Source organism: Nocardia sp. NPDC005366 (assembly GCF_040606855.1).
GTDB lineage: Bacteria > Actinomycetota > Actinomycetes > Mycobacteriales > Mycobacteriaceae > Nocardia.
On sequence record NZ_JBEXFQ010000010.1, the window covers coordinates 1 to 17,697 of the forward strand.

Here is a 17,697-nt window from a genome sequence, read left to right on the forward strand (position 1 = left end):
CCGCGGGGACGTCGCCCGCGGGCGGGACGTCGGCGGGCGGCGGAACGTCGGCCGCCGGGGGCGCGGCCGGATCGGTCTGCACCGTGCCGGGTATCTGCGGGGTGCCCGTTCCCCCGGTACCCGTCACGACCTTCCCGTTCGCCGTCTGCGCGGCCTCGACCACCGGGCGGATGTACAGCTTGGCGGTGGTCGCCAGCGACCTGGCCTGCTGACTGTCGTCGCCCGGCACCGTGATCACCAGGTTGTCGCCGTCGATCAAGACCTCGGAGCCGGAGACACCGAGGCCGTTGACGCGGCTCTCGATGATTTCCTGCGCTTTGCGCAGACTGTCCTGGCTCGGCTTGCTGCCGTCGGGCGTGCGGGCCGTCAGCGTGACTCGGGTTCCACCCTGTAGGTCGATGCCGAGTTTGGGCGACGGCGAGTTGTCACCGGTGAAGAACACCAGCGCATAGATCACGGCCAGCACTGCGGCGTAGATGCCGAGCAACCGGAGCGGATGCGCCGATCCCTGAGAAGGTGGCACAGTAGGTATCTCCTAGGCGGGAAGTCGAGGGTGGAACAGGCGGGCGCACATCGACGCCGCGGGAACGAATTACCCGGCGGGGACATCGGGTGCGGGAGGCTCCGGGAGGCGCGCCCGCGAAGGCCGCGGGTCGGGTACCCCCGCGGCGGCGTCCGGCACGAGACGGCCGGAGCCGACGATCAGTCCTTGGTCAGCCGGGTTTCGGTCTGGGCGCTGGACTCCTCGACGGCGGCGGCCGAGGTGTCATCGCCGTCGCCGGTGGTGTCGCTGCTGTTTACTTCGTCGGCGGTCTCGTCGGTCGCTTCCGCGGTGCGCACATCACGGATGGCCTGACGCAACCAGGTGGTGACGACGTCTTCGGCGATCTCCAGATCGACGGTGTCGTCATCCAGGTCGACGATGGTGCCGTAAAGACCCGACGTGGTGGTGACCGAGTCGCCGATCTTCAGGCTCTCCTGCATCGATGAGACCTTCTCGGCCTCCCGCTTCTGACGGCGGACGCCGAGGAACATCGGCACGAGCAGGGCTACCAGCAGCAGCGGAAACAGGAGTTCCATCGTCGAAGTCAGTCCCTAGTGTTGGTGGGGATGGGCAGGTACCCCCACAGTCTGCCAGTTCGTATCGCCACCGCCACACCCGCACACCCTTCGACCTCCCGATGCTCGGGGCGGTCCGAGCCGGAACACCCTGGTTCCGCACCGGCCCGGTCTGTGACAACCGGACCCGGGTGGTGTCTACTCGGCACCGGATACCGCGGACGCCATTCGGCGTCGGCGGCACCGGAGGAGAGGGTGGATCGTTGTTGCGTAAGTTCCTCGATCGAGGCGCCGTGTCGCTGATCGACCGTGCTGTACACGCGCAGGCGCCGCTGGTCGACAAATACACCGGCTGGGTGCGCCGGACCAACCCCGGCGCCTCTGCCGAACAGATCATCGACCGTATGGAACGTCACTATTTGATCGCCGTCACGAGTAGCGGCGTACTTGTCGGCCTCACCGCGGCGGTGCCCGGAATCGGGACGCTGGTCGGACTCGCTGCGGCAGGCGCGGATTCGGTGTTCTTCCTCGAGGCGTCGGCGGTGTTCACCCTGGGCGCGACGTCCGTGCGGCGGGTCACGACCGCCACCGCGCTCGACGAGCACATGGTGACGGCGGTGGTTCTCGGTCAGGCCGGCGCCAAAGCGCTCGGCAGCGGCGCGAGCCGGTCGGCGCGACAGTGGGATCTGGAACTCGCCCGGCGACTGCCCGGCCTGTCGGATGTGCGGGAGTCGCCGGTCAAGCGCTTCGTCGTCCAATTCGTCATCCGCCGCACCGTCCTGGGATTCGGCAAGGTGGTCCCCGCCGGTATCGGCGCGGTGATCGGCGGCGTCGGCAACAACGCCATGGGCAGGGCGATCGTCGCCGCGGTCCACCGGTCACTCGAACATGGCGCGTCCGAGGCACCCGAGGCCGGACTTCCGGTGCACTGACACATTCCGTGTCGAGGGCCTGACCTGTCGTCGTCCGGACCGTGGACCGGAGGGGACCTCAGACGGACTCGGATCGCGACGCCCGCGCCGTACCGAAGGTGTAATCCTCGAGTGAGAATCCGACCGCACGCCGATGAGTGCTGACGGTGCTGTTGGGACGCAGCAGCGCGGCCTCGCCGTGCGGGTTGAAGTAGTAGCTGCGGGCGGTGGAGCAGTCGCCGCTGTAGAAGACCGAGGCCCCGAGGCGTTCGGTGACCTCCGCGAGGAACCGGGAGTTGGCCGCTTCGGTGACCTCGAAGGTGGTTTCGCCGCGGCGCAGCATTTCGCCGAAGAGGCGGCCGATGTGCTTCATCTGCGCCTCGATGGTGGTGAAGTAGGACAGGCCGCTGTAGGAGTACGGGCTGTTGAGGCTGAGGAAATTCGGGAATTTCGGCACGGTGATGCCCTCGTAGGCCTGGAAACGGTTGTCGCGCCACCACTTTCCGAGATTCGATCCGTCCCGTCCGATGATCTCGATGGCGGGAAAGTTCACATCCCACAGGTTGAAGCCGGTAGCCAGGATCAAGGTGTCGATCTCGGTCTTGCGCCCGTCGGCGGTGACGATGCCGTCGGCCTCGATGTGGTCGACGGAGTTGGTCTCCAACCGCACGTGGGGCCGGTTGAACACCTTGAAGTACTGATTCGAGAAGGTCGGCCGCTTACAGCCGAAATCGTAGTGCGGCGTGAGCTGCCTGCGAATCTCCTTGTCGCGCACCTGCGCTCGCAGATGGGCTTTGGCCAGCGCGCTCGCCGCCCGGTTCAGCGGCTTGGCCTGCTCGAAATGCAGCACACCCACCACCATCAGCGCCTCGAGCAGGCCGGTGTTGACCATCCGCGCGACCTTCTGCGTCGCGGGCACCTTGGCGAACAGTTTCTGCACCGGGGCCGGAATCGCCATATCGAGCTTCGGAACCACCCAGATCGGGGTGCGTTGGAAAACGGTCAGCTCGGCGACCTTGTCCGCGGCCTCCGGCACCAACTGGACCGCCGTCGCGCCGGTGCCGATGATCGCGGCCTTGCGTCCGGTGAGGTCGAAATCGTCCTCCCACGCCGTGGTGTGGATGATCTTGCCCGCGAACGATTCGATTCCGGGGAAGGGCGGGGTATAGGGCTGAGACAGGAAGCCGGTCGCGGTGAGCAGATAGCGGCCGGTGACCGATTCACCGCCCGCCAGTGTGACCACCCACTGCGCGCGTTCCTCGTCCCAGCGAGCGCCGTCGACGACCGCGCCGAAACGCATCCGGCGACGTAGGCCGTACTTGTCGGCCACGTGTTCGGCGTACTTCTTGAGCTCAGCGCCGGGCGCGAACAGCCGCGTCCAGTACGGGTTGGGCTCGAAGGAATACGAGTAGGTCACCGAGGCGATGTCGACGGCGAGCCCCGGGTAGTGGTTGACGTGCCAGGTGCCGCCGAGATCGTTCTCGCGTTCCAGGATCACGTAATTGCCCAGGCCGAGACGGTCGAGCTCGATGCCCGCCCCCATTCCGCCGAACCCCGCACCGACCACGACCGCGTCGTACTGAGGCGCCACGCCGAACCTCCAGCTTGTGAAGTAGCTATCACAGAATCACTTATCACAGAATGACACATCATTCCGTTAATGACGACTGTATCATCGTCCAGGTGACGAAGGCATCGACGCGGACCGAACGACGCAAGGCCGAACTGCGTCAGGACATCATCGACACCGCCTTCGCCTGTTTCGCGGAGAAGGGCTACCACGCCACCGGAATCGCTGATATCGCAGTCGAACTCGGCATCGGACACGGCACGTTCTACCGCTACTTCAGCAATAAGCGCGACATCATCGATCACGTCATCGACGATCTGTCCGCCCGTATCATCGGTGCGCTCGGTACCGAGAACGCACCGGACGCCGCGACGACACTGGACGAATACCGCGACCAGATCGACCGGATCGGCGTCGCGCTGACCCGCATCCTGCTCGAGGACCGTCGCGTCGCCCAGCTGTTGCTCTTCCACGCGACGGGTATCGACGACGAACTGACCGCCCGCCTGTATGGGCTACTGGACACCGCGGACACCCTCACCGCGGGCTATCTCGAACACGGTGTCGACCTGGGTTATCTGCGACAGGATCTCGACACGCTGAACACCGCACGGGCCGTCACCGGCATGTTGCTGGCAGGGGTCGTGCACGGACTGCGCGATCCGGACGAGGCGGCGATCGCGGCGCTCAGCGAGGCCATCCGCCGATTACTCGTCGACGGTGTCCGCAAGGACTGAATACCCCTGGGTGCGAGACCTACCAGTGTGCGCACAAGGACCGGTTCGTAAGGGAGCGAAGTGTTCACGAGCGACCGTGCGGTACCGAATACGGGTAACCGACCGGCCTCGAATGGCGAGCCTGACACAATATCGCGGGTGATGACTCCCGAGGACGTGAGCCGGATTCATTTCGCCATGCCATCGGTTGGCCATCGCGGGTACGACGCGGACGAGGTGGACGCCTTCCTGGAGCTGGTCGCGGCGACGCTGGACGGACGAGGCTCGATGACCGCCGACACCGTGCGCCGTGCCGTCTTCGACGCGCCCCGGTTCGGCGAGCGCGGATATCAGGCGGATCAGGTCGATGAATTCCTCGACCGCGTACACGTCGAACTCGAATACCGCCAGCGCGGCATCCGCCCCACGCCCGCGGGCGGGAGCGGATCGGGTCCGGCCCCGCTGCTCACCCCCGACGACGTGCGTCGGATGCGATTCACCCGGGCGCCGGTCGGACATCGGGGTTACCACGAGGAAGAGGTGGACGCCTTCCTCGATCTCGTGGCGGCCACGCTGGTACACGGCGGGCCGGGCAGTTTGACCATCCCCGACGTGCGGGCGGTGCAGTTCACCGACGCGCGATTGGGCACGCGAGGATATCAGCGCGACGAGGTCGACGCCTTCCTCGACCTGGTCGTCACCGCGCTCGAATACATGGGACCTCGTCGCTGAGGCGAATTCAGCCCTGAATGCTGTGTAGTTCCGCTTCGCGCAGGTCGTCGGGGAAGACGAAGCGCCGGAACGCCCAGAAGCGGAAGACCATCGCCAACAGGACGCCGAGGATCTGGCCGGTGATGAAATTCGCCACCGCCTGGGTGACGGGGCCGACATGCGGTACGCGAATATCGAAGATATAGAGCGAAATCGCCTGCGGGAGCAGGGTGACGCCGATACCGAGCGCGCTGACGGCGAAGAACAGCGCGGCCTCGTGGTGGCGTTGTCTGCCGCCCCTGGTACGGAACGACCACTCGCGGTTCAGGACGTAGGACGCGATAGTGGCGATCAATACACCGAGAAGTCGTGCGGTCAGCGGCTTTTCGCCCAGCACGGTCAACTTCGTCGCATACACCACTCCGGTATCGATGAACCAGGTCAGTGCGCCGACCACGGCGAACTTCAGCTTCTCCCGATGCAGGATCAGCTGGGAACGATACGGCTCGGGAACTCGCGCGAGAACTGTCTGGACCACGGCCACCCGATCGACTCTATCCCGCCGAGACCGACTCGGCCGCCCGGAGTGCGCACGCCGCCATCGAGTCCGACCGGAAACGACCTCGAAGCCACGCGGTGGCGCGCCACTCGATCAGTCGAACAGGTCGAGGGTCGGGTGGGGTTCGCGACCGCGTACCTCGATGGCGCCGAAGACGAGATCCGGGGGCGCGACCAGGCCGAGATGTTCCCAGGCGGCGGCGGTCGCGACCCGGCCACGAGGGGTGCGCGCGACCATGCCCGCGCGCACCAGGAATGGTTCGCACACCTCCTCGACGGTGGCGGACTCCTCGCCGACGGCGACCGCCAGCGTGGAGACGCCGACCGGTCCGCCGCCGAAACTGCGCACGAGCGCGCCGAGTACGGCGCGGTCCAAACGGTCGAGACCGAGGGAGTCCACGTCGTACACCTCGAGCGCGGCCCGCGCGATCGCGCGGTCGACGCGCCCGTCCGCGCGGACCTCGGCATAGTCGCGGACCCGACGCAGCAGGCGGTTGGCGATACGAGGGGTGCCGCGGGAACGGCCCGCGATCTCGGCAGCGGCCTCGAGATCGATCTCGACGCCGAGGATATGGGCCGAGCGCTGCAGAATCCGGAGCAGTTCGCTCGGCTCGTAGAAGTCCATGTGGCCGGTGAAACCGAAGCGGTCACGCAGCGGACCGGTCAGCGCACCCGAGCGCGTCGTGGCTCCGACCAGTGTGAACGGTGCGATATCCAACGGAATCGAGGTGGCGCCTGGCCCCTTGCCGACGACGACGTCGACCCGGAAATCCTCCATCGCCAGGTACAGCATCTCTTCCGCGGGCCGGGCGATGCGGTGGATCTCATCGATGAACAGCACGTCGCCATCGACCAGATTGCTGAGCATCGCGGCCAGATCTCCCGCGCGTTCCAGCGCCGGACCCGAGGTGATACGCAGCGCGGTACCCAATTCGGCGGCGATGATCATCGCCATACTCGTCTTGCCGAGGCCGGGCGGGCCGGAGAGCAGCACGTGATCGGGCGTGCTGCCACGCATTTTGGCGCCGCGCAATACCAGCGAGAGCTGTTCGCGGACTCGCGGCTGGCCGATGAAATCGTCGAGCGATTTCGGGCGCAGACTCGCCTCGACCTCCCCATCCGACCGCAGATAGCTCGCGGTGACCTGGGATTCGGCCGATTCTTCTTCGTGATCCATATCCATGGCGGCCTAGCGATTCTTGCCGAGCAGGCTGAGCGCGGCGCGCAGCGCGGTGGAGGTGTCGGCGGCGGGCTGTTCGGCCAGCACACTGTCCACGGCCTGTTCGGCCTGTTTGAGCGGGAAGCTCAGACCCGTCAGCGCGTCGACCACCTGATCGCGTACGGGGGCGATCGCCGGGGTCACCGCTCCGGGCGGACCCGCCTGCACCGGAACGAGATTCACCTTGTCGCGCAGCTCGACCACCATGCGTTCGGCGCCGCGCTTGCCGATGCCGGGCACGCGGGTCAGCGCCGCCACATTGCTTTCCGCGAGCGCCTTGCGCAGCGCCTCGGGTTCGAGGACGGCGAGCACCGCCATCGCCAGTCGGGGCCCGACCCCCGATACCGTCTGCAACAGGCCGAACAGATCGCGGGCTTCGGTATCGGCGAAACCGAACAGCGTCATCGAATCCTCGCGGACGATCATCGCCGTGTACAACCGGGTTTCCTCGCCACGGTTCAGCGTGGCGAGAGTGGCGGGAGTGGCGTTGAGCCGGTAGCCGACCCCTGCCGCCTCGATCACCGTGTGGTCGAGCGCGACCTCGAGCACCTCACCGCGTACCGACGCGATCACCCGCGCACCGCCTTCCGTTGTTCGGCGAGCCGCTGTGCCCGTTGCGCGGCGAGCCGTTCGGTGTACCGCCGCTGTGCCGCGGCGGCCTGCGCCTCGGCCGCGGCCATCCGCTCCAGCAGAGGCGCCCGCCAACAATGACAGATCGCCAAAGCCAGCGCATCGGCCGCATCCGCGGGCTTCGGTGCCACGGCCAGCCCGAGTATCCGGGTGACCATCGCCGTCACCTGCGCCTTGTCCGCCGTGCCGTTGCCGGTGACCGCCGCCTTCACCTCGCTGGGGGTGTGGAATACCACCCGAATCCCCCGGCGTGCGGCGGCGAGCGCGATCACTCCGCCCGCCTGCGCGGTACCCATCGCGGTCCGCACATTGTGCTGCGCGAACACCCGCTCGATGGCCACCGCCTCCGGTTCATGGGTATCCATCCAGAGCTCGGCGGCATCGGCGACCTGGAGCAGGCGGTGCGCCAGATCCAGGTCGGGCGGCGTGCGCACCACGTCGACGGCGATCGCGGTGACCTTGCGCCCGACTCCGCCGTCAACCACGCTGAGCCCGCATCGGGTGAGCCCGGGGTCGACGCCCATCACCCGCACGAAAACCCCTCTCGCAGACACGAACAACTGTTCGAGAGTCTAGTGGATGGGGTGCGCGACGGTCACCCGCGACACGGAGACGTCCTGGTCGCCCCGTGGACTACCGCGCTCAGTCCGCGTAGGAGCACGAGGCGAAACCGACGGCGGTCTCCTGGTCGACCACTTTGCCGTCCAGCAGAAGTCGGCAGGTGATGGTTCCGCCGCCGGTACCGGAACTGACGCTGATACTGGCCCACTGGGCAGATCCGGTGACCGATTTCTGCCACGGTAGCGGCGCGTCTTCGACCCTGCTGAGACCCGAGGGCCCGAGGTTGTACGAGATATCGGCCGTCGCGCCGACGCCGGTCACTTCGTAGACGAAGGTGACCTCGTCGTCCGCCCCGCCCGAGACGGCGAGATAGATGCCGAAGGCCGCGATCACGAGGACGATCGGCACCATTACCGCGGCGATCACGACCCCGCGCGATAGTGGTTCGCGCGGAGGGTCTCCCGCCTGTCCGAGTGGATGCGGCGGCTTGCGATTCTCCATCGAGTTCCTCCCTGGCTCACTCGATCGAGGCGACTGTACCCCAGCACTACGATGCCGACAGGCGATCTTCGAATATTCGAAAGGCGTTGTCGTCGAACAAAATAAAGTGAACTTCTCGCACCGCGGTCGGGGTGGATCGGACCGTGTCGACGGCGATGCGGGCGCCGTCGTCGACGGGCCAGCCGTAGATGCCGGTGGAAACGGCCGGGAACGCGACCGTCTCGGCGCCCAATTCGTCTGCCACGCGCAGGGCTTCGCGATAGCAGGAAGTGAGCAGGCCGGAACGGTCCTCGGTGGCCGACCAGACCGGGCCGACGGTGTGGATCACCCATCGCGCGGGCAGTCGTCCCGCGGTGGTCGCGACCGCCTGTCCGGTCGGTAACCCCTTGCCGTAGTGGGACGCTCGCAGTGCGCGGCACGCCGCGAGGATCTCGGGACCGCCCTTCCTGTGGATCGCGCCGTCCACTCCCCCGCCGCCGAGCAGCGAAGAGTTGGCGGCATTGACCACCGCGTCGACGGCCTGTTCGGTGATGTCACCGCGGACCAGCGTCAGGGAGACCATGTCTCCATTGTGCGGAAATCTCCATCGTGCGGAAATCGGGGTAGAACGCGATCAGGGGCGGTCCGCACGTCGCGGACCGCCCCTGATCGGTGCGAATCAGTCCTCTTCGAGCTGCGCGAGCACCTCGTCGGACAGGTCGACGTTGGTGTAGACGTTCTGCACGTCGTCGCTGTCCTCCAGCGCGTCGACCAGCTTGAAGACCTTGCGGGCCGCGTCGACGTCCACCGGCACGCTCACCGAGGGCTGGAAACCCGATTCGGCGGAGTCGTAGTCGATACCCGCGGCCTGCAGGGCCTTGCGGACCGGGATCAGGTCGGTCGGCTCGCTGATGACCTCGAAGGTGTCGCCGAGATCGCTGACCTCTTCGGCCCCCGCGTCCAGCACCGCCATCAGCACGTCGTCCTCGGAGAGACCGTTCTTCTCCAGCGTGACGATGCCCTTGCGGTGGAACAGGTAGGCGACCGAACCCGGATCGGCCATATTGCCGCCGTTACGGGTCATCGCGACACGGACCTCGCCCGCGGCGCGATTGCGGTTATCGGTGAGGCATTCGATCAGGACGGCGACGCCGTTCGGGCCGTAACCCTCGTACATGATGGTCTGCCAGTCGGCGCCGCCCGCCTCTTCACCACCGCCACGCTTGCGGGCGCGTTCGATGTTGTCGTTCGGGACCGACGATTTCTTCGCCTTCTGGATGGCGTCGTACAGCGTCGGGTTGCCATCCGGGTCACCGCCACCGGTACGAGCGGCCACCTCGATGTTCTTGATCAGCTTCGCGAAGAGCTTGCCTCGCTTGGCATCGATGGCGGCCTTCTTGTGCTTGGTGGTGGCCCATTTGGAGTGGCCGCTCATTCCCTACTTCCTTCAGGTCGTTGGCGCGTCTGGACGTGAGTACGTTACCCGCGGCGCAGCGGCGAACCCGGAGGGCTTCGGCCGCGACGGCCGAACGGACAACTCCACCAGCCTAATGGACGCGCCCGAACGCGATCCGCCCGCCGCCCACAGCGGGGGTGGCAGCCGCCGTCAGTCGCCCGACAGCGCGGCGCGCACGATATCGACGAACATCCGGTGCACCCGCAGGTCGCCGGTCACCTCGGGGTGGAACGAGGTCGCCAGGACATTGCCCGCGCGCACGGCGACGATACGTCCCGCGCACGGCCCGCTCGGCACCGTCGCGAGGACCTCGACCCCCGGCCCCGCCCGCTCGACCCACGGCGCGCGGATGAACACCGCACGCATCGGACCGTCGTCCAGACCGGCGAAATCGAGATCGGTCTCGAACGAGTCGACTTGGCGTCCGAAGGCGTTGCGGCGCACCGTCATATCGATGCCGGACAGATGTTCGGCATCGGGCCTGGTATCGAGCACCTCCGAGGCGAGCAGAATCATGCCCGCACAGGAACCGAAGGCGGGCATACCGTTTCGCAGCCGGGCGCGCAACGGCTCGAGCAGTTCGAAGGCCGTGAGCAGTTTGCTGATGGCGGTGGATTCACCGCCGGGCAATACGAGTCCGTCGACGGCGGCCAACTCCGATTCCCTGCGCACCAGTACGGGACGCGCGCCGCACTCGGTCAATGCCGCGATATGTTCGCGCACGTCCCCCTGCAGGGCAAGCACGCCGATGGTGGGGCGCGCGTGCTCCGCGGCGGTGTCGGCGGCGGTGTCGGCGGCGGATTCGGCGACCGAGGATGCGTTCACCCCGCAGAGCTTACGAGCCGCACCGCTGTGGCCCCGCTCACGGTGGCCGGGGATTCACTCCTCGCGAAGCTTGCGGATCAGACCTTCCTGGACGACGGCCGCCACCATTTCGCCCTTGCGGTTGAAGATCTTGCCGCCGGTGAGTCCGCGGCCGAAACTCGCCGACGGGGAGGACTGGTCGTAGAGGAGCCAGTCGTCGGCGCGGAACGGCCGCAGGAACCACATGGCGTGATCGAGCGAGGCGTTCTGGGTCCGTTCGTCGGGGTGGATGACCTTGGAGGAGCCGAGCAGCGTCATATCGCTCATATAGGCGAGGGTGCAGACGTGGAACAGCGGATCGTCGGGCAGCGCGTGCCGGTAGCGGAACCACACCTGCTGCGGCGAGACGACGCCGTCGCGCACCGGCACATCCTCCTGCGGCACCGGGCGGACATCCCAGTGCTCCCATTCCCGCATCGCCCACAGCCGCTCGGGACTCAGTCCGAATTGCACATCGGAGAGATCGTCGGGCAGTTTCACCACGGGCATCACGTCCTGATGCGTCGGACCCTCGTCGCCGACGTGGAAGGAGGCCGACATGGTGAAGATCGCGGCCCCGTCCTGCACACCGGTCACCCGGCGAGTGCAGAAGGAACGGCCGTCGCGGATCCGTTCCACCAGGTACACCGTGCGTTCCTGCGGGTTACCCGGTCGCAGGAAGTATCCGTGCAGGGAATGCACCTGGTAGCGAGGTTCGACGGTGCGCACCGCCGCCACCAGTGCCTGGCCGGCAACCTGACCGCCGAACGTGCGCTCCAACTGGGTCTTCGTGGACGCACCACGGAAGATGTCGCGCTCCAGCCGTTCGATCTCGAGCGCCTCTTCGATTGTCGCCATGGGCAGAGATTAACCCGCCGCGCCGGATTCACCCCGGTCGGCCGGTAGGTCGGCGATCACACCGCTACCCCGGAGCGCGGCCGGTCGGCGGCACGGGGTTGCCGCCCGACCCACTCGCGGATCGCTTTGCTGTGATGGACCGGTGCCGAATTTCGTCGCGATCACCCCGGACCGGCTCGCCGAGTCGATCGCCGCCGCCGTCCTCGACCGCACCGGGCACACCGTGATCGCCGTCGACGGGGCGGATGCGGCCGACCCGGTCGCGCAGGCCAGGCGTTTCGCCGACGCTCTGCGCGAGGTCGGCCGCAGCGCCCACGTGGTGGCGCTACACGATTTCATACGCCCGGCGTCATTGCGCCTGGAATTCGGCCGCAGCGACGAAATGTCCTACCGCACCGCGTGGTTCGACTATTCCGCAGTGCGAAGGGAAGTTCTCGACGCACTCCGCGATGGCGACCGCTGGCTGCCCGCGCTGTGGGACGAGCACGACGACAGATCCGCACGGGCGGCGATCCGGCGGGCACACCCCGGCACCGTGCTGATCGTCGCGGGCCCGATGCTGCTCGGACGAGATCTGGCGTTCGACCTGACCGTGCGGCTCGACATGTCCGAAGCCGCGCTACGCCGCCGGACCCCGGAACAGGAGCGCTGGACGATCGAGGCATTGCTCCGTCATCGGCGGGAACACCCGGCCGACGCGGATTTCTCGGTGCGGTGGGATCACCCGGACCGACCCGCGCTCCTGGATCGGACCGACGGATAGTGACTATCGACCTGTCCTCCCCCGCCGCATGTCGATCAGCTACAGGCGGCCGACTGTTGTCCCAGCGTCGTCAGCATCTGGCAGGCCCACGCCTTCTGCACCTTCCATTTACCGTTCTCCGCGACGAACGGCACGTCGGCGATGTTCTCCTGGCCGTTGAAGACCAGTTTCGCCTTGGCGTTGATGGTGTCGCCGAACGCGGTGACCTCGGTGATCTCCACCTTCGCGTCGGTGCTCTTGTAGGCCTCGGCCAGGCGGTTGGGTAGGTCGGGGTCGGCGTCGGCCCCCTGCACCATGTCCAGCTTCTCCGACGACGGGATACTCGGATCGAGCGCCTTCTGCAATTGCGCGTTCACATCGGCGGCGGTCGGTACCGGCGGCAGGTCGGCGGTCGCGGTGGCCTTCGCGCTGGTCGCGGTACGCGTCGGCGCGGCGCCGCTCGGGCTGTCGTCGCCACCGCAGGCGGTGAGGCTCATGGCTGCGGTGACCGCCAGGCCCGCGATCGCGATGCGTCCGGTCTTACGAAGCGTCAACTGCTCGTCCTTTGCGTTCGTTCGGTCCGATATCTCGTGCCGGAACGCCGACGAACGCGTCGCCGGATGTCCACGGCATCGAATCCCGAAGCTATCCAGCGGTTCTGTGGGAACGATAAGGCGATCGTGTGCCACCTCGAAGAGTCGAAATCCGGGCGGCGACTCGGCCGCGTGCCGAAGACAGCGAAACGACCGCCGACGAATCGGCGGTCGTTTCGGGTGGGGCTTCGCGCCCGGTTACCAGCCGCGCTCGGCGAGCCGGTGCGGCTGGGCGATCTCCTCGACATTGATGCCGACCATCGCCTCGCCGAGACCGCGCGAGACCTTGGCCAGCACATCCGGATCGTCGTAGAAGGTGGTGGCCTTGACGATGGCGGCGGCCCGCTCGGCCGGGTTGCCCGACTTGAAGATGCCGGAACCGACGAAGACGCCTTCCGCGCCGAGTTGCATCATCATGGCGGCGTCGGCGGGGGTGGCGATACCACCCGCGGTGAACAGCACGACCGGCAGCTTGCCGGTCTCGGCGACCTCGCGCACGAGTTCGTAGGGGGCCTGCAACTCCTTGGCCGCGACGAACAGTTCGTCGACGGGCAGCGACGACAGTCTGCGGATCTCCTGGCGGATCCGGCGCATATGGGTGGTGGCGTTGGACACGTCACCGGTGCCTGCCTCACCCTTCGACCGGATCATCGCCGCACCCTCGGTGATCCGGCGCAACGCCTCGCCCAGGTTCGTCGCGCCGCATACGAACGGAATCGTGTAGTTCCATTTGTCGATGTGGTTGGCGTAGTCGGCGGGGGTCAGCACCTCGGACTCATCGATGTAGTCGACGCCGAGGCTCTGCAGGATCTGGGCTTCCACGAAGTGACCGATGCGGACCTTCGCCATCACCGGGATGGAGACCGCGGCGATGATGCCCTCGATCATGTCCGGGTCGCTCATCCGCGAGACGCCGCCCTGGGCTCGGATATCGGCCGGAACCCGCTCCAGCGCCATCACCGCGACGGCGCCCGCGTCTTCGGCGATCTTGGCCTGCTCGGGGGTGACGACGTCCATGATCACCCCACCCTTGAGCATCTCGGCCATTCCGCGCTTCACGCGGGCGGTGCCGACGGTGTTGGTGGTTTCGGGCGTGGTCACGGCTAACTCCTGAGTCATTGGCGCCAATCGGGTCGCTCGGATGGAAATCGACCTAATTCTAGGCGGGCCAGGAAAGCCACTTGATAGCCAGTTGGGCACCACTGGTCTGGTCACCACGGAGTGTCGTCGCCGGAAACTCCGGCGCGCCCGAACGGAAACCGCAGCGCACCGGCCTTCGGCGCGACCTTGCGGCCCGCGAATTCGCCTGTCGGCCAAGCGAACCGCCCGCTACGCCGGATCGGTCAGATCGGATCGACGACCAGCAACTGCGCCCAGTACTCCGCGGCCGATGGACCGATGATCGGCAACAGGAAATCGAACAGCAGGTACGACATGAATGGGTTACCTCCACACCTCAGTGGACCGGCCCCCCGTCTTCGGGGAGCACCGACACCGGACATTCCGGGTAGATCCTGACAACAGGGCTACCCGCCGGAGCTCTATCCAGTCACGAAAGTATCACGATAGTGAATCACATCACAGTCAGATGCGGGACCGACACTACCGGATCGAACGCACTTCCGGATCCGACGCTTCCCAGGACGCCCCCGCCGCCTCGACGAGCAGTTCATCGAGGTGATACGGGTAGACGATCTCCCCCGTCGCCTCCAGCGCGAGGATATCGGCGGGCGCGCACCACCGGTGACCTGTGATCGAACGCCGTTCGATGGCGGAGAGATTTCCCGGTTCGGGTTCATACGACGGCACCCGCAGTGCGAAGAACAGCTCCTCGGCGCGAATCAGCTCGCCGTTGAACGGGAATACCGCGACCCGCCGCCAGATCGGCCCGCGCAACGCGGCCGGATCGGCGCGGTGGCCGGTCTCCTCCCACAGTTCGCGCACGGCGGCCTCGCGCAGGCTCTCCCCCGGCTCCACGCCGCCGCCGATGGTGAACCAGAACGAGACCTCAGGGTTCACCGGGTCGTGGCCGCGCATCAGCAGTACGCGATCGCGTTCATCGATCAGCACCACCCTGGCCGAGGTTCTGATGGTGTCGACGGCCAGACCCGTCGACGCGGCGGGGGTGGCGCGTTCGGTGATCTCGAAATAGGTGGGCAGCGGCGCGGTACCGCCGAGATGCAGGATGCGGACCGGACGGCGGGTGCGCAGCGCCAGGGTGTCGCGCACGGCGTCATTGTGGAAGCGACGGGCGATCAGCACCCTGGCCTCGGCGTCGGCGAGTTCGGCGACCAATTGCGGGCGCAACTGTGCGATATCGATGCCCGACAGTGCCACCGACAGCTGGTTCTCGACCGTCTCGCGCTCGGCGCGACCGGCGCGTTCGGCCCGATCCGCGAGGGCGGCGAGCCGCCTGGCCCGATCGGCGATCGCGGGATCGGAGACCGGTCCAGCGATCGCTATCGCGACAGCGCGGGCCACCACCGCGCGGCGCGCCAGCGCGCCTTCGAGTGCGTTCCAGGACTGGTCCGATCGCACATGCAGCCGGTCGAGCCGGTTGGCTGTCGAATAGGCCCACATGCCGATCGCGACGATCACCGCCGCGAGGAGCGCGAGAACGAGGACCGTGGTGGCGGAGAAAGTGATCATCCGGCGGCACGCACCCTGGTATCGCCGACGGTGACGGTTTCGTAGACGCGAAGGATCTGTTCGGCCACCACCGGCCAGTCGTATTCGCCGACCACCTGGGTCGCCGTCCGCACCAGTTCGTCGCGGCGCACCTTGTCGGTGAGGAGGGAATCGATGGCGGCGGCGAGCCGATCCGAATCTCCCACCGGGACGAGCACACCCGCCGCTCCGTCGCGCAGCACCCGGCGGAAGGCGTCCAATTCGCCTGCCACCACCGGAGTTCCCGCGGCCATGGCCTCGATCAGGATGATGCCGAAACTCTCCCCGCCGAGATTGGGCGCGACGTATACGTCCGCACTGCGCATCGCCGAGGCCTTCTCCTCGTCGCTCACCTGACCGAGGAAACGCAGATGTCCGGCGAGCGCGCCCGCCTCACGGCGCAATCGGTCCTCATCGCCCCGTCCGACGATCAGGATCTCGAGATCGGGATGCCGCCGCACCAGCTCGGGCAACGCGCCGAGCAGCACCGCCATCCCTTTGCGTGGTTCGTCGTAGCGACCGAGGAACAGCACCGAACGGCCCGGCCTCGGATAACCGGGCAGCATCGGCGCGCGGGCGAAGGCGGGCACGTCGACTCCGTTGGGGATTTCGACCGCGTCGGAGCCGAGCGCCTCCACCTGCCAGCGCCTTGCCAGTTCGGAGACCGCGATCCGGCCGCTGATCTTCTCGTGATACGGCCGAAGCACACCCTGAAAAGTACTGAGCACCAACGATTTCGTGGTCGATGTGTGGAAGGTGGCGACGATCGGGCCCTCGGCGATCTTGAGCGCGAGCATGGACAGGCTCGGCGCGTTGGGCTCGTGGATATGCAGCACGTCGAAATCGTTGCTCTCGATCCAGCGCCGAATCCTGTTGTAGGCCATGGGGCCGAAGGACAATCGGGCCACCGATCCGTTGTACGGGATCGCGACCGCCCGGCCCGCCGAGACGACGAAATCCGGCAGCGGTGTCCCCTCCGACGCGGGCGCGAGCACACTCACCCGGTGCCCGCGCTCGATGAAAACCCGGGCCAGCTCGACCACGTGGGCCTGCACACCGCCGGGCACGTCGAAGGAGTAGGGGCATACCATCCCGATTTTCACGGTGCGCCCTCCTCGGCGCCTCCGGCGGCGGCATTCCCCGCGACAGAGCGGTTGTCACTCCGCGCCTCGGCGATGCGGGCCAGCCGCTGCGGGGACAGGTCGCTCTCCCAGAGTGGTTGCAGCATATGCCAATCGGCGGGATGTTCGGCGATATTGGCCGCGAACCGATCCGCCAGCGCCTGCGTGGCCGTTGCCACGCCCCGCGAGACATCGATGGGCGATTCGGTTTTCAGGCCCCAGTCCTCGCGCCCGTCGGCGTCGACGGTGAACCACGCGTGCACCGGAATCAGGGCGGCCCCGGTCTCGACGGCCAGTTTCGCCGCGCCCGCAGGCATCCAGGTGCGTTCCCCGAAGAAGGTGACCGGCACCCCCCGCCCGGTGAGATCACGCTCCCCAAGCAGGCAGACGATCTTGTTGTCCCGCAGCCGGGCGGCCAACTGCCGGAACGGCGGTTCCTCGCCGCCGGTCAGCGGGAACACCTCGAAGCCGAGGCTCTCGCGATATCGCACGAAACGCTCGAACAACGATTCCGGCTCCAGCCGTTCGGCGACGGTGGAGAAACTCTGATAGTGCTGCACCAGCCACACACCCGCCATATCCCAGTTGCCGGAATGCGGGAGCACCAGGATCACCCCGCGCCCGGCCGCCAGCGCGGCGTCGAGATGTTCCAAACCGCCGACGTGGTACTGCACTGCGCTGTGATCCATCGATGGCAGCCGGAACGCCTCACGCCAGTACCTCGCGTAGGAGCGCATGGCGGCGCGCATCAACTCGTCGGGGACGGCTTCCGGCGTCGTCCCGACCACCCTGGCCAGATTGCGGCGCAACTGCCGCGGTCCGCCCTTGCGTACCGCCCGATCCGCACCCTTGTCGAACGCCCAGCGTGCCGTGGATTCCGGCAGCGCGCGCACCAGCCGCCACCCGGTCGCGTAGGCCCGATCCTTCAGCGCGGCCCTGATCTCGCTCATCCCCCGAATCCTCCCGTCGCGGCGCTACCCGTGGTGCCGCGGCACGGCGATC

At 67.2% G+C, this 17,697-nt stretch carries 20 protein-coding genes and 1 pseudogene; 4 read left to right on the top strand and 17 right to left on the bottom strand.

Annotation, left to right across the window (positions count from 1 at the left end; translation table 11 throughout):
* Together ABZS43_RS13715 and yajC are read right to left on the bottom strand one after the other, a co-directional pair.
* Positions 1-523 (bottom strand): annotated as a pseudogene (locus ABZS43_RS13715) (protein translocase subunit SecD); the annotation flags it as partial.
* A gap of 179 nt (positions 524-702) precedes the next feature.
* A complete protein-coding gene (gene yajC, locus ABZS43_RS13720; protein ID WP_355036203.1) occupies positions 703-1,080 on the bottom strand; it encodes a preprotein translocase subunit YajC in 378 nt (125 codons plus the stop codon).
* 242 nt (positions 1,081-1,322) lie between these two features.
* Here yajC and ABZS43_RS13725 point away from each other — a divergent pair, with 242 nt between their 5' ends.
* Positions 1,323-1,991, top strand: a complete 669-nt coding sequence (locus ABZS43_RS13725; RefSeq protein WP_355036204.1) for a hypothetical protein — start codon at positions 1,323-1,325, stop codon at positions 1,989-1,991.
* A gap of 58 nt (positions 1,992-2,049) precedes the next feature.
* On the opposite strand, the gene ABZS43_RS13730 is transcribed toward ABZS43_RS13725, so the two are convergent.
* Positions 2,050-3,561, bottom strand: coding sequence for an NAD(P)/FAD-dependent oxidoreductase (locus ABZS43_RS13730; RefSeq protein WP_355036205.1), 1,512 nt, complete (start codon positions 3,559-3,561; stop codon positions 2,050-2,052).
* Positions 3,562-3,611: 50 nt separating this feature from the next.
* On the opposite strand from ABZS43_RS13730, the gene ABZS43_RS13735 reads away from it, so the two are divergent.
* Together ABZS43_RS13735 and ABZS43_RS13740 are read left to right on the top strand one after the other, a co-directional pair.
* Positions 3,612-4,277 (top strand): TetR/AcrR family transcriptional regulator, encoded by a 666-nt coding sequence (locus ABZS43_RS13735; RefSeq protein ID WP_355036206.1) that lies wholly within the window; start codon positions 3,612-3,614, stop codon positions 4,275-4,277.
* Positions 4,278-4,418: 141 nt separating this feature from the next.
* Positions 4,419-4,988, top strand: a complete 570-nt coding sequence (locus ABZS43_RS13740; RefSeq protein ID WP_355036393.1) for a DivIVA domain-containing protein — start codon at positions 4,419-4,421, stop codon at positions 4,986-4,988.
* Between the two features lie 7 nt (positions 4,989-4,995).
* Here the strand turns inward: ABZS43_RS13740 and ABZS43_RS13745 are convergent, their stop codons facing one another.
* From ABZS43_RS13745 to ABZS43_RS13785, 9 genes are all read right to left on the bottom strand, one after another.
* Positions 4,996-5,511, bottom strand: a complete 516-nt coding sequence (locus tag ABZS43_RS13745) for a GtrA family protein (RefSeq protein WP_355036207.1) — start codon at positions 5,509-5,511, stop codon at positions 4,996-4,998.
* 108 nt (positions 5,512-5,619) lie between these two features.
* Positions 5,620-6,702 carry a Holliday junction branch migration DNA helicase RuvB gene (ruvB, locus tag ABZS43_RS13750; RefSeq protein ID WP_355036208.1) on the bottom strand — a complete coding sequence of 361 codons (1,083 nt, stop codon included), beginning with the start codon at positions 6,700-6,702 and terminating at the stop codon, positions 5,620-5,622.
* Between the two features lie 12 nt (positions 6,703-6,714).
* Positions 6,715-7,317 (bottom strand): Holliday junction branch migration protein RuvA, encoded by a 603-nt coding sequence (ruvA, locus tag ABZS43_RS13755; RefSeq protein WP_355036209.1) that lies wholly within the window; start codon positions 7,315-7,317, stop codon positions 6,715-6,717.
* Positions 7,314-7,907 carry a crossover junction endodeoxyribonuclease RuvC gene (gene ruvC / locus ABZS43_RS13760; RefSeq protein WP_355036394.1) on the bottom strand — a complete coding sequence of 198 codons (594 nt, stop codon included), beginning with the start codon at positions 7,905-7,907 and terminating at the stop codon, positions 7,314-7,316. Before ruvC ends, ruvA begins: the two co-directional genes overlap by 4 nt.
* Before the next feature lie 109 nt (positions 7,908-8,016).
* A complete protein-coding gene (locus ABZS43_RS13765; protein WP_355036210.1) occupies positions 8,017-8,436 on the bottom strand; it encodes an MmpS family transport accessory protein in 420 nt (139 codons plus the stop codon).
* A gap of 46 nt (positions 8,437-8,482) precedes the next feature.
* Positions 8,483-8,998, bottom strand: a complete 516-nt coding sequence (locus ABZS43_RS13770; protein ID WP_355036211.1) for an O-acetyl-ADP-ribose deacetylase — start codon at positions 8,996-8,998, stop codon at positions 8,483-8,485.
* Between the two features lie 96 nt (positions 8,999-9,094).
* A complete protein-coding gene (locus tag ABZS43_RS13775; protein WP_355036212.1) occupies positions 9,095-9,850 on the bottom strand; it encodes a YebC/PmpR family DNA-binding transcriptional regulator in 756 nt (251 codons plus the stop codon).
* A gap of 171 nt (positions 9,851-10,021) precedes the next feature.
* Positions 10,022-10,621, bottom strand: coding sequence for a pyridoxal 5'-phosphate synthase glutaminase subunit PdxT (gene pdxT / locus ABZS43_RS13780; protein ID WP_355036395.1), 600 nt, complete (start codon positions 10,619-10,621; stop codon positions 10,022-10,024).
* 129 nt (positions 10,622-10,750) lie between these two features.
* Positions 10,751-11,572 (bottom strand): acyl-CoA thioesterase II, encoded by an 822-nt coding sequence (locus ABZS43_RS13785; protein WP_355036213.1) that lies wholly within the window; start codon positions 11,570-11,572, stop codon positions 10,751-10,753.
* 142 nt (positions 11,573-11,714) lie between these two features.
* On the opposite strand from ABZS43_RS13785, the gene ABZS43_RS13790 reads away from it, so the two are divergent.
* The gene (locus ABZS43_RS13790; RefSeq protein ID WP_355036214.1) at positions 11,715-12,335 is read left to right on the top strand and encodes a hypothetical protein; all 621 of its coding nucleotides are present in this window, start codon (positions 11,715-11,717) and stop codon (positions 12,333-12,335) included.
* 35 nt (positions 12,336-12,370) lie between these two features.
* Here the strand turns inward: ABZS43_RS13790 and ABZS43_RS13795 are convergent, their stop codons facing one another.
* The 5 genes from ABZS43_RS13795 to ABZS43_RS13815 form a co-directional block, all read right to left on the bottom strand.
* The gene (locus tag ABZS43_RS13795; protein ID WP_355036215.1) at positions 12,371-12,868 is read right to left on the bottom strand and encodes a hypothetical protein; all 498 of its coding nucleotides are present in this window, start codon (positions 12,866-12,868) and stop codon (positions 12,371-12,373) included.
* Between the two features lie 237 nt (positions 12,869-13,105).
* Entirely contained in the window at positions 13,106-14,026 is a 921-nt protein-coding gene (gene pdxS, locus ABZS43_RS13800; RefSeq protein ID WP_355036216.1) for a pyridoxal 5'-phosphate synthase lyase subunit PdxS, read from the bottom strand.
* Positions 14,027-14,509: 483 nt separating this feature from the next.
* Complete coding sequence (locus tag ABZS43_RS13805) at positions 14,510-15,553, bottom strand: NUDIX domain-containing protein (protein ID WP_355036396.1); 1,044 nt, start codon at positions 15,551-15,553, stop codon at positions 14,510-14,512.
* Complete coding sequence (locus ABZS43_RS13810; protein ID WP_355036217.1) at positions 15,553-16,677, bottom strand: glycosyltransferase family 4 protein; 1,125 nt, start codon at positions 16,675-16,677, stop codon at positions 15,553-15,555. The genes ABZS43_RS13805 and ABZS43_RS13810 overlap by 1 nt, the downstream gene beginning before the upstream one ends.
* Positions 16,674-17,645, bottom strand: a complete 972-nt coding sequence (locus ABZS43_RS13815; protein ID WP_355036218.1) for a phosphatidylinositol mannoside acyltransferase — start codon at positions 17,643-17,645, stop codon at positions 16,674-16,676. The genes ABZS43_RS13810 and ABZS43_RS13815 overlap by 4 nt, the downstream gene beginning before the upstream one ends.
* Positions 17,646-17,697: the final 52 nt, after the last annotated feature.

Coding starts and splice junctions, on each gene's coding strand:
- ABZS43_RS13770 (WP_355036211.1), bottom strand. CDS start 8,998: ATGGTCTCCCTGACGCTGGTCCGCGGTGACATCACCGAACAGGCCGTC.
- ABZS43_RS13815 (WP_355036218.1), bottom strand. CDS start 17,645: ATGAGCGAGATCAGGGCCGCGCTGAAGGATCGGGCCTACGCGACCGGG.
- ruvB (WP_355036208.1), bottom strand. CDS start 6,702: ATGGATCACGAAGAAGAATCGGCCGAATCCCAGGTCACCGCGAGCTAT.
- ABZS43_RS13740 (WP_355036393.1), top strand. CDS start 4,419: ATGACTCCCGAGGACGTGAGCCGGATTCATTTCGCCATGCCATCGGTT.
- pdxS (WP_355036216.1), bottom strand. CDS start 14,026: ATGACTCAGGAGTTAGCCGTGACCACGCCCGAAACCACCAACACCGTC.
- ABZS43_RS13785 (WP_355036213.1), bottom strand. CDS start 11,572: ATGGCGACAATCGAAGAGGCGCTCGAGATCGAACGGCTGGAGCGCGAC.
- yajC (WP_355036203.1), bottom strand. CDS start 1,080: ATGGAACTCCTGTTTCCGCTGCTGCTGGTAGCCCTGCTCGTGCCGATG.
- ABZS43_RS13735 (WP_355036206.1), top strand. CDS start 3,612: ATGACACATCATTCCGTTAATGACGACTGTATCATCGTCCAGGTGACG.
- ABZS43_RS13775 (WP_355036212.1), bottom strand. CDS start 9,850: ATGAGCGGCCACTCCAAATGGGCCACCACCAAGCACAAGAAGGCCGCC.
- ABZS43_RS13765 (WP_355036210.1), bottom strand. CDS start 8,436: ATGGAGAATCGCAAGCCGCCGCATCCACTCGGACAGGCGGGAGACCCT.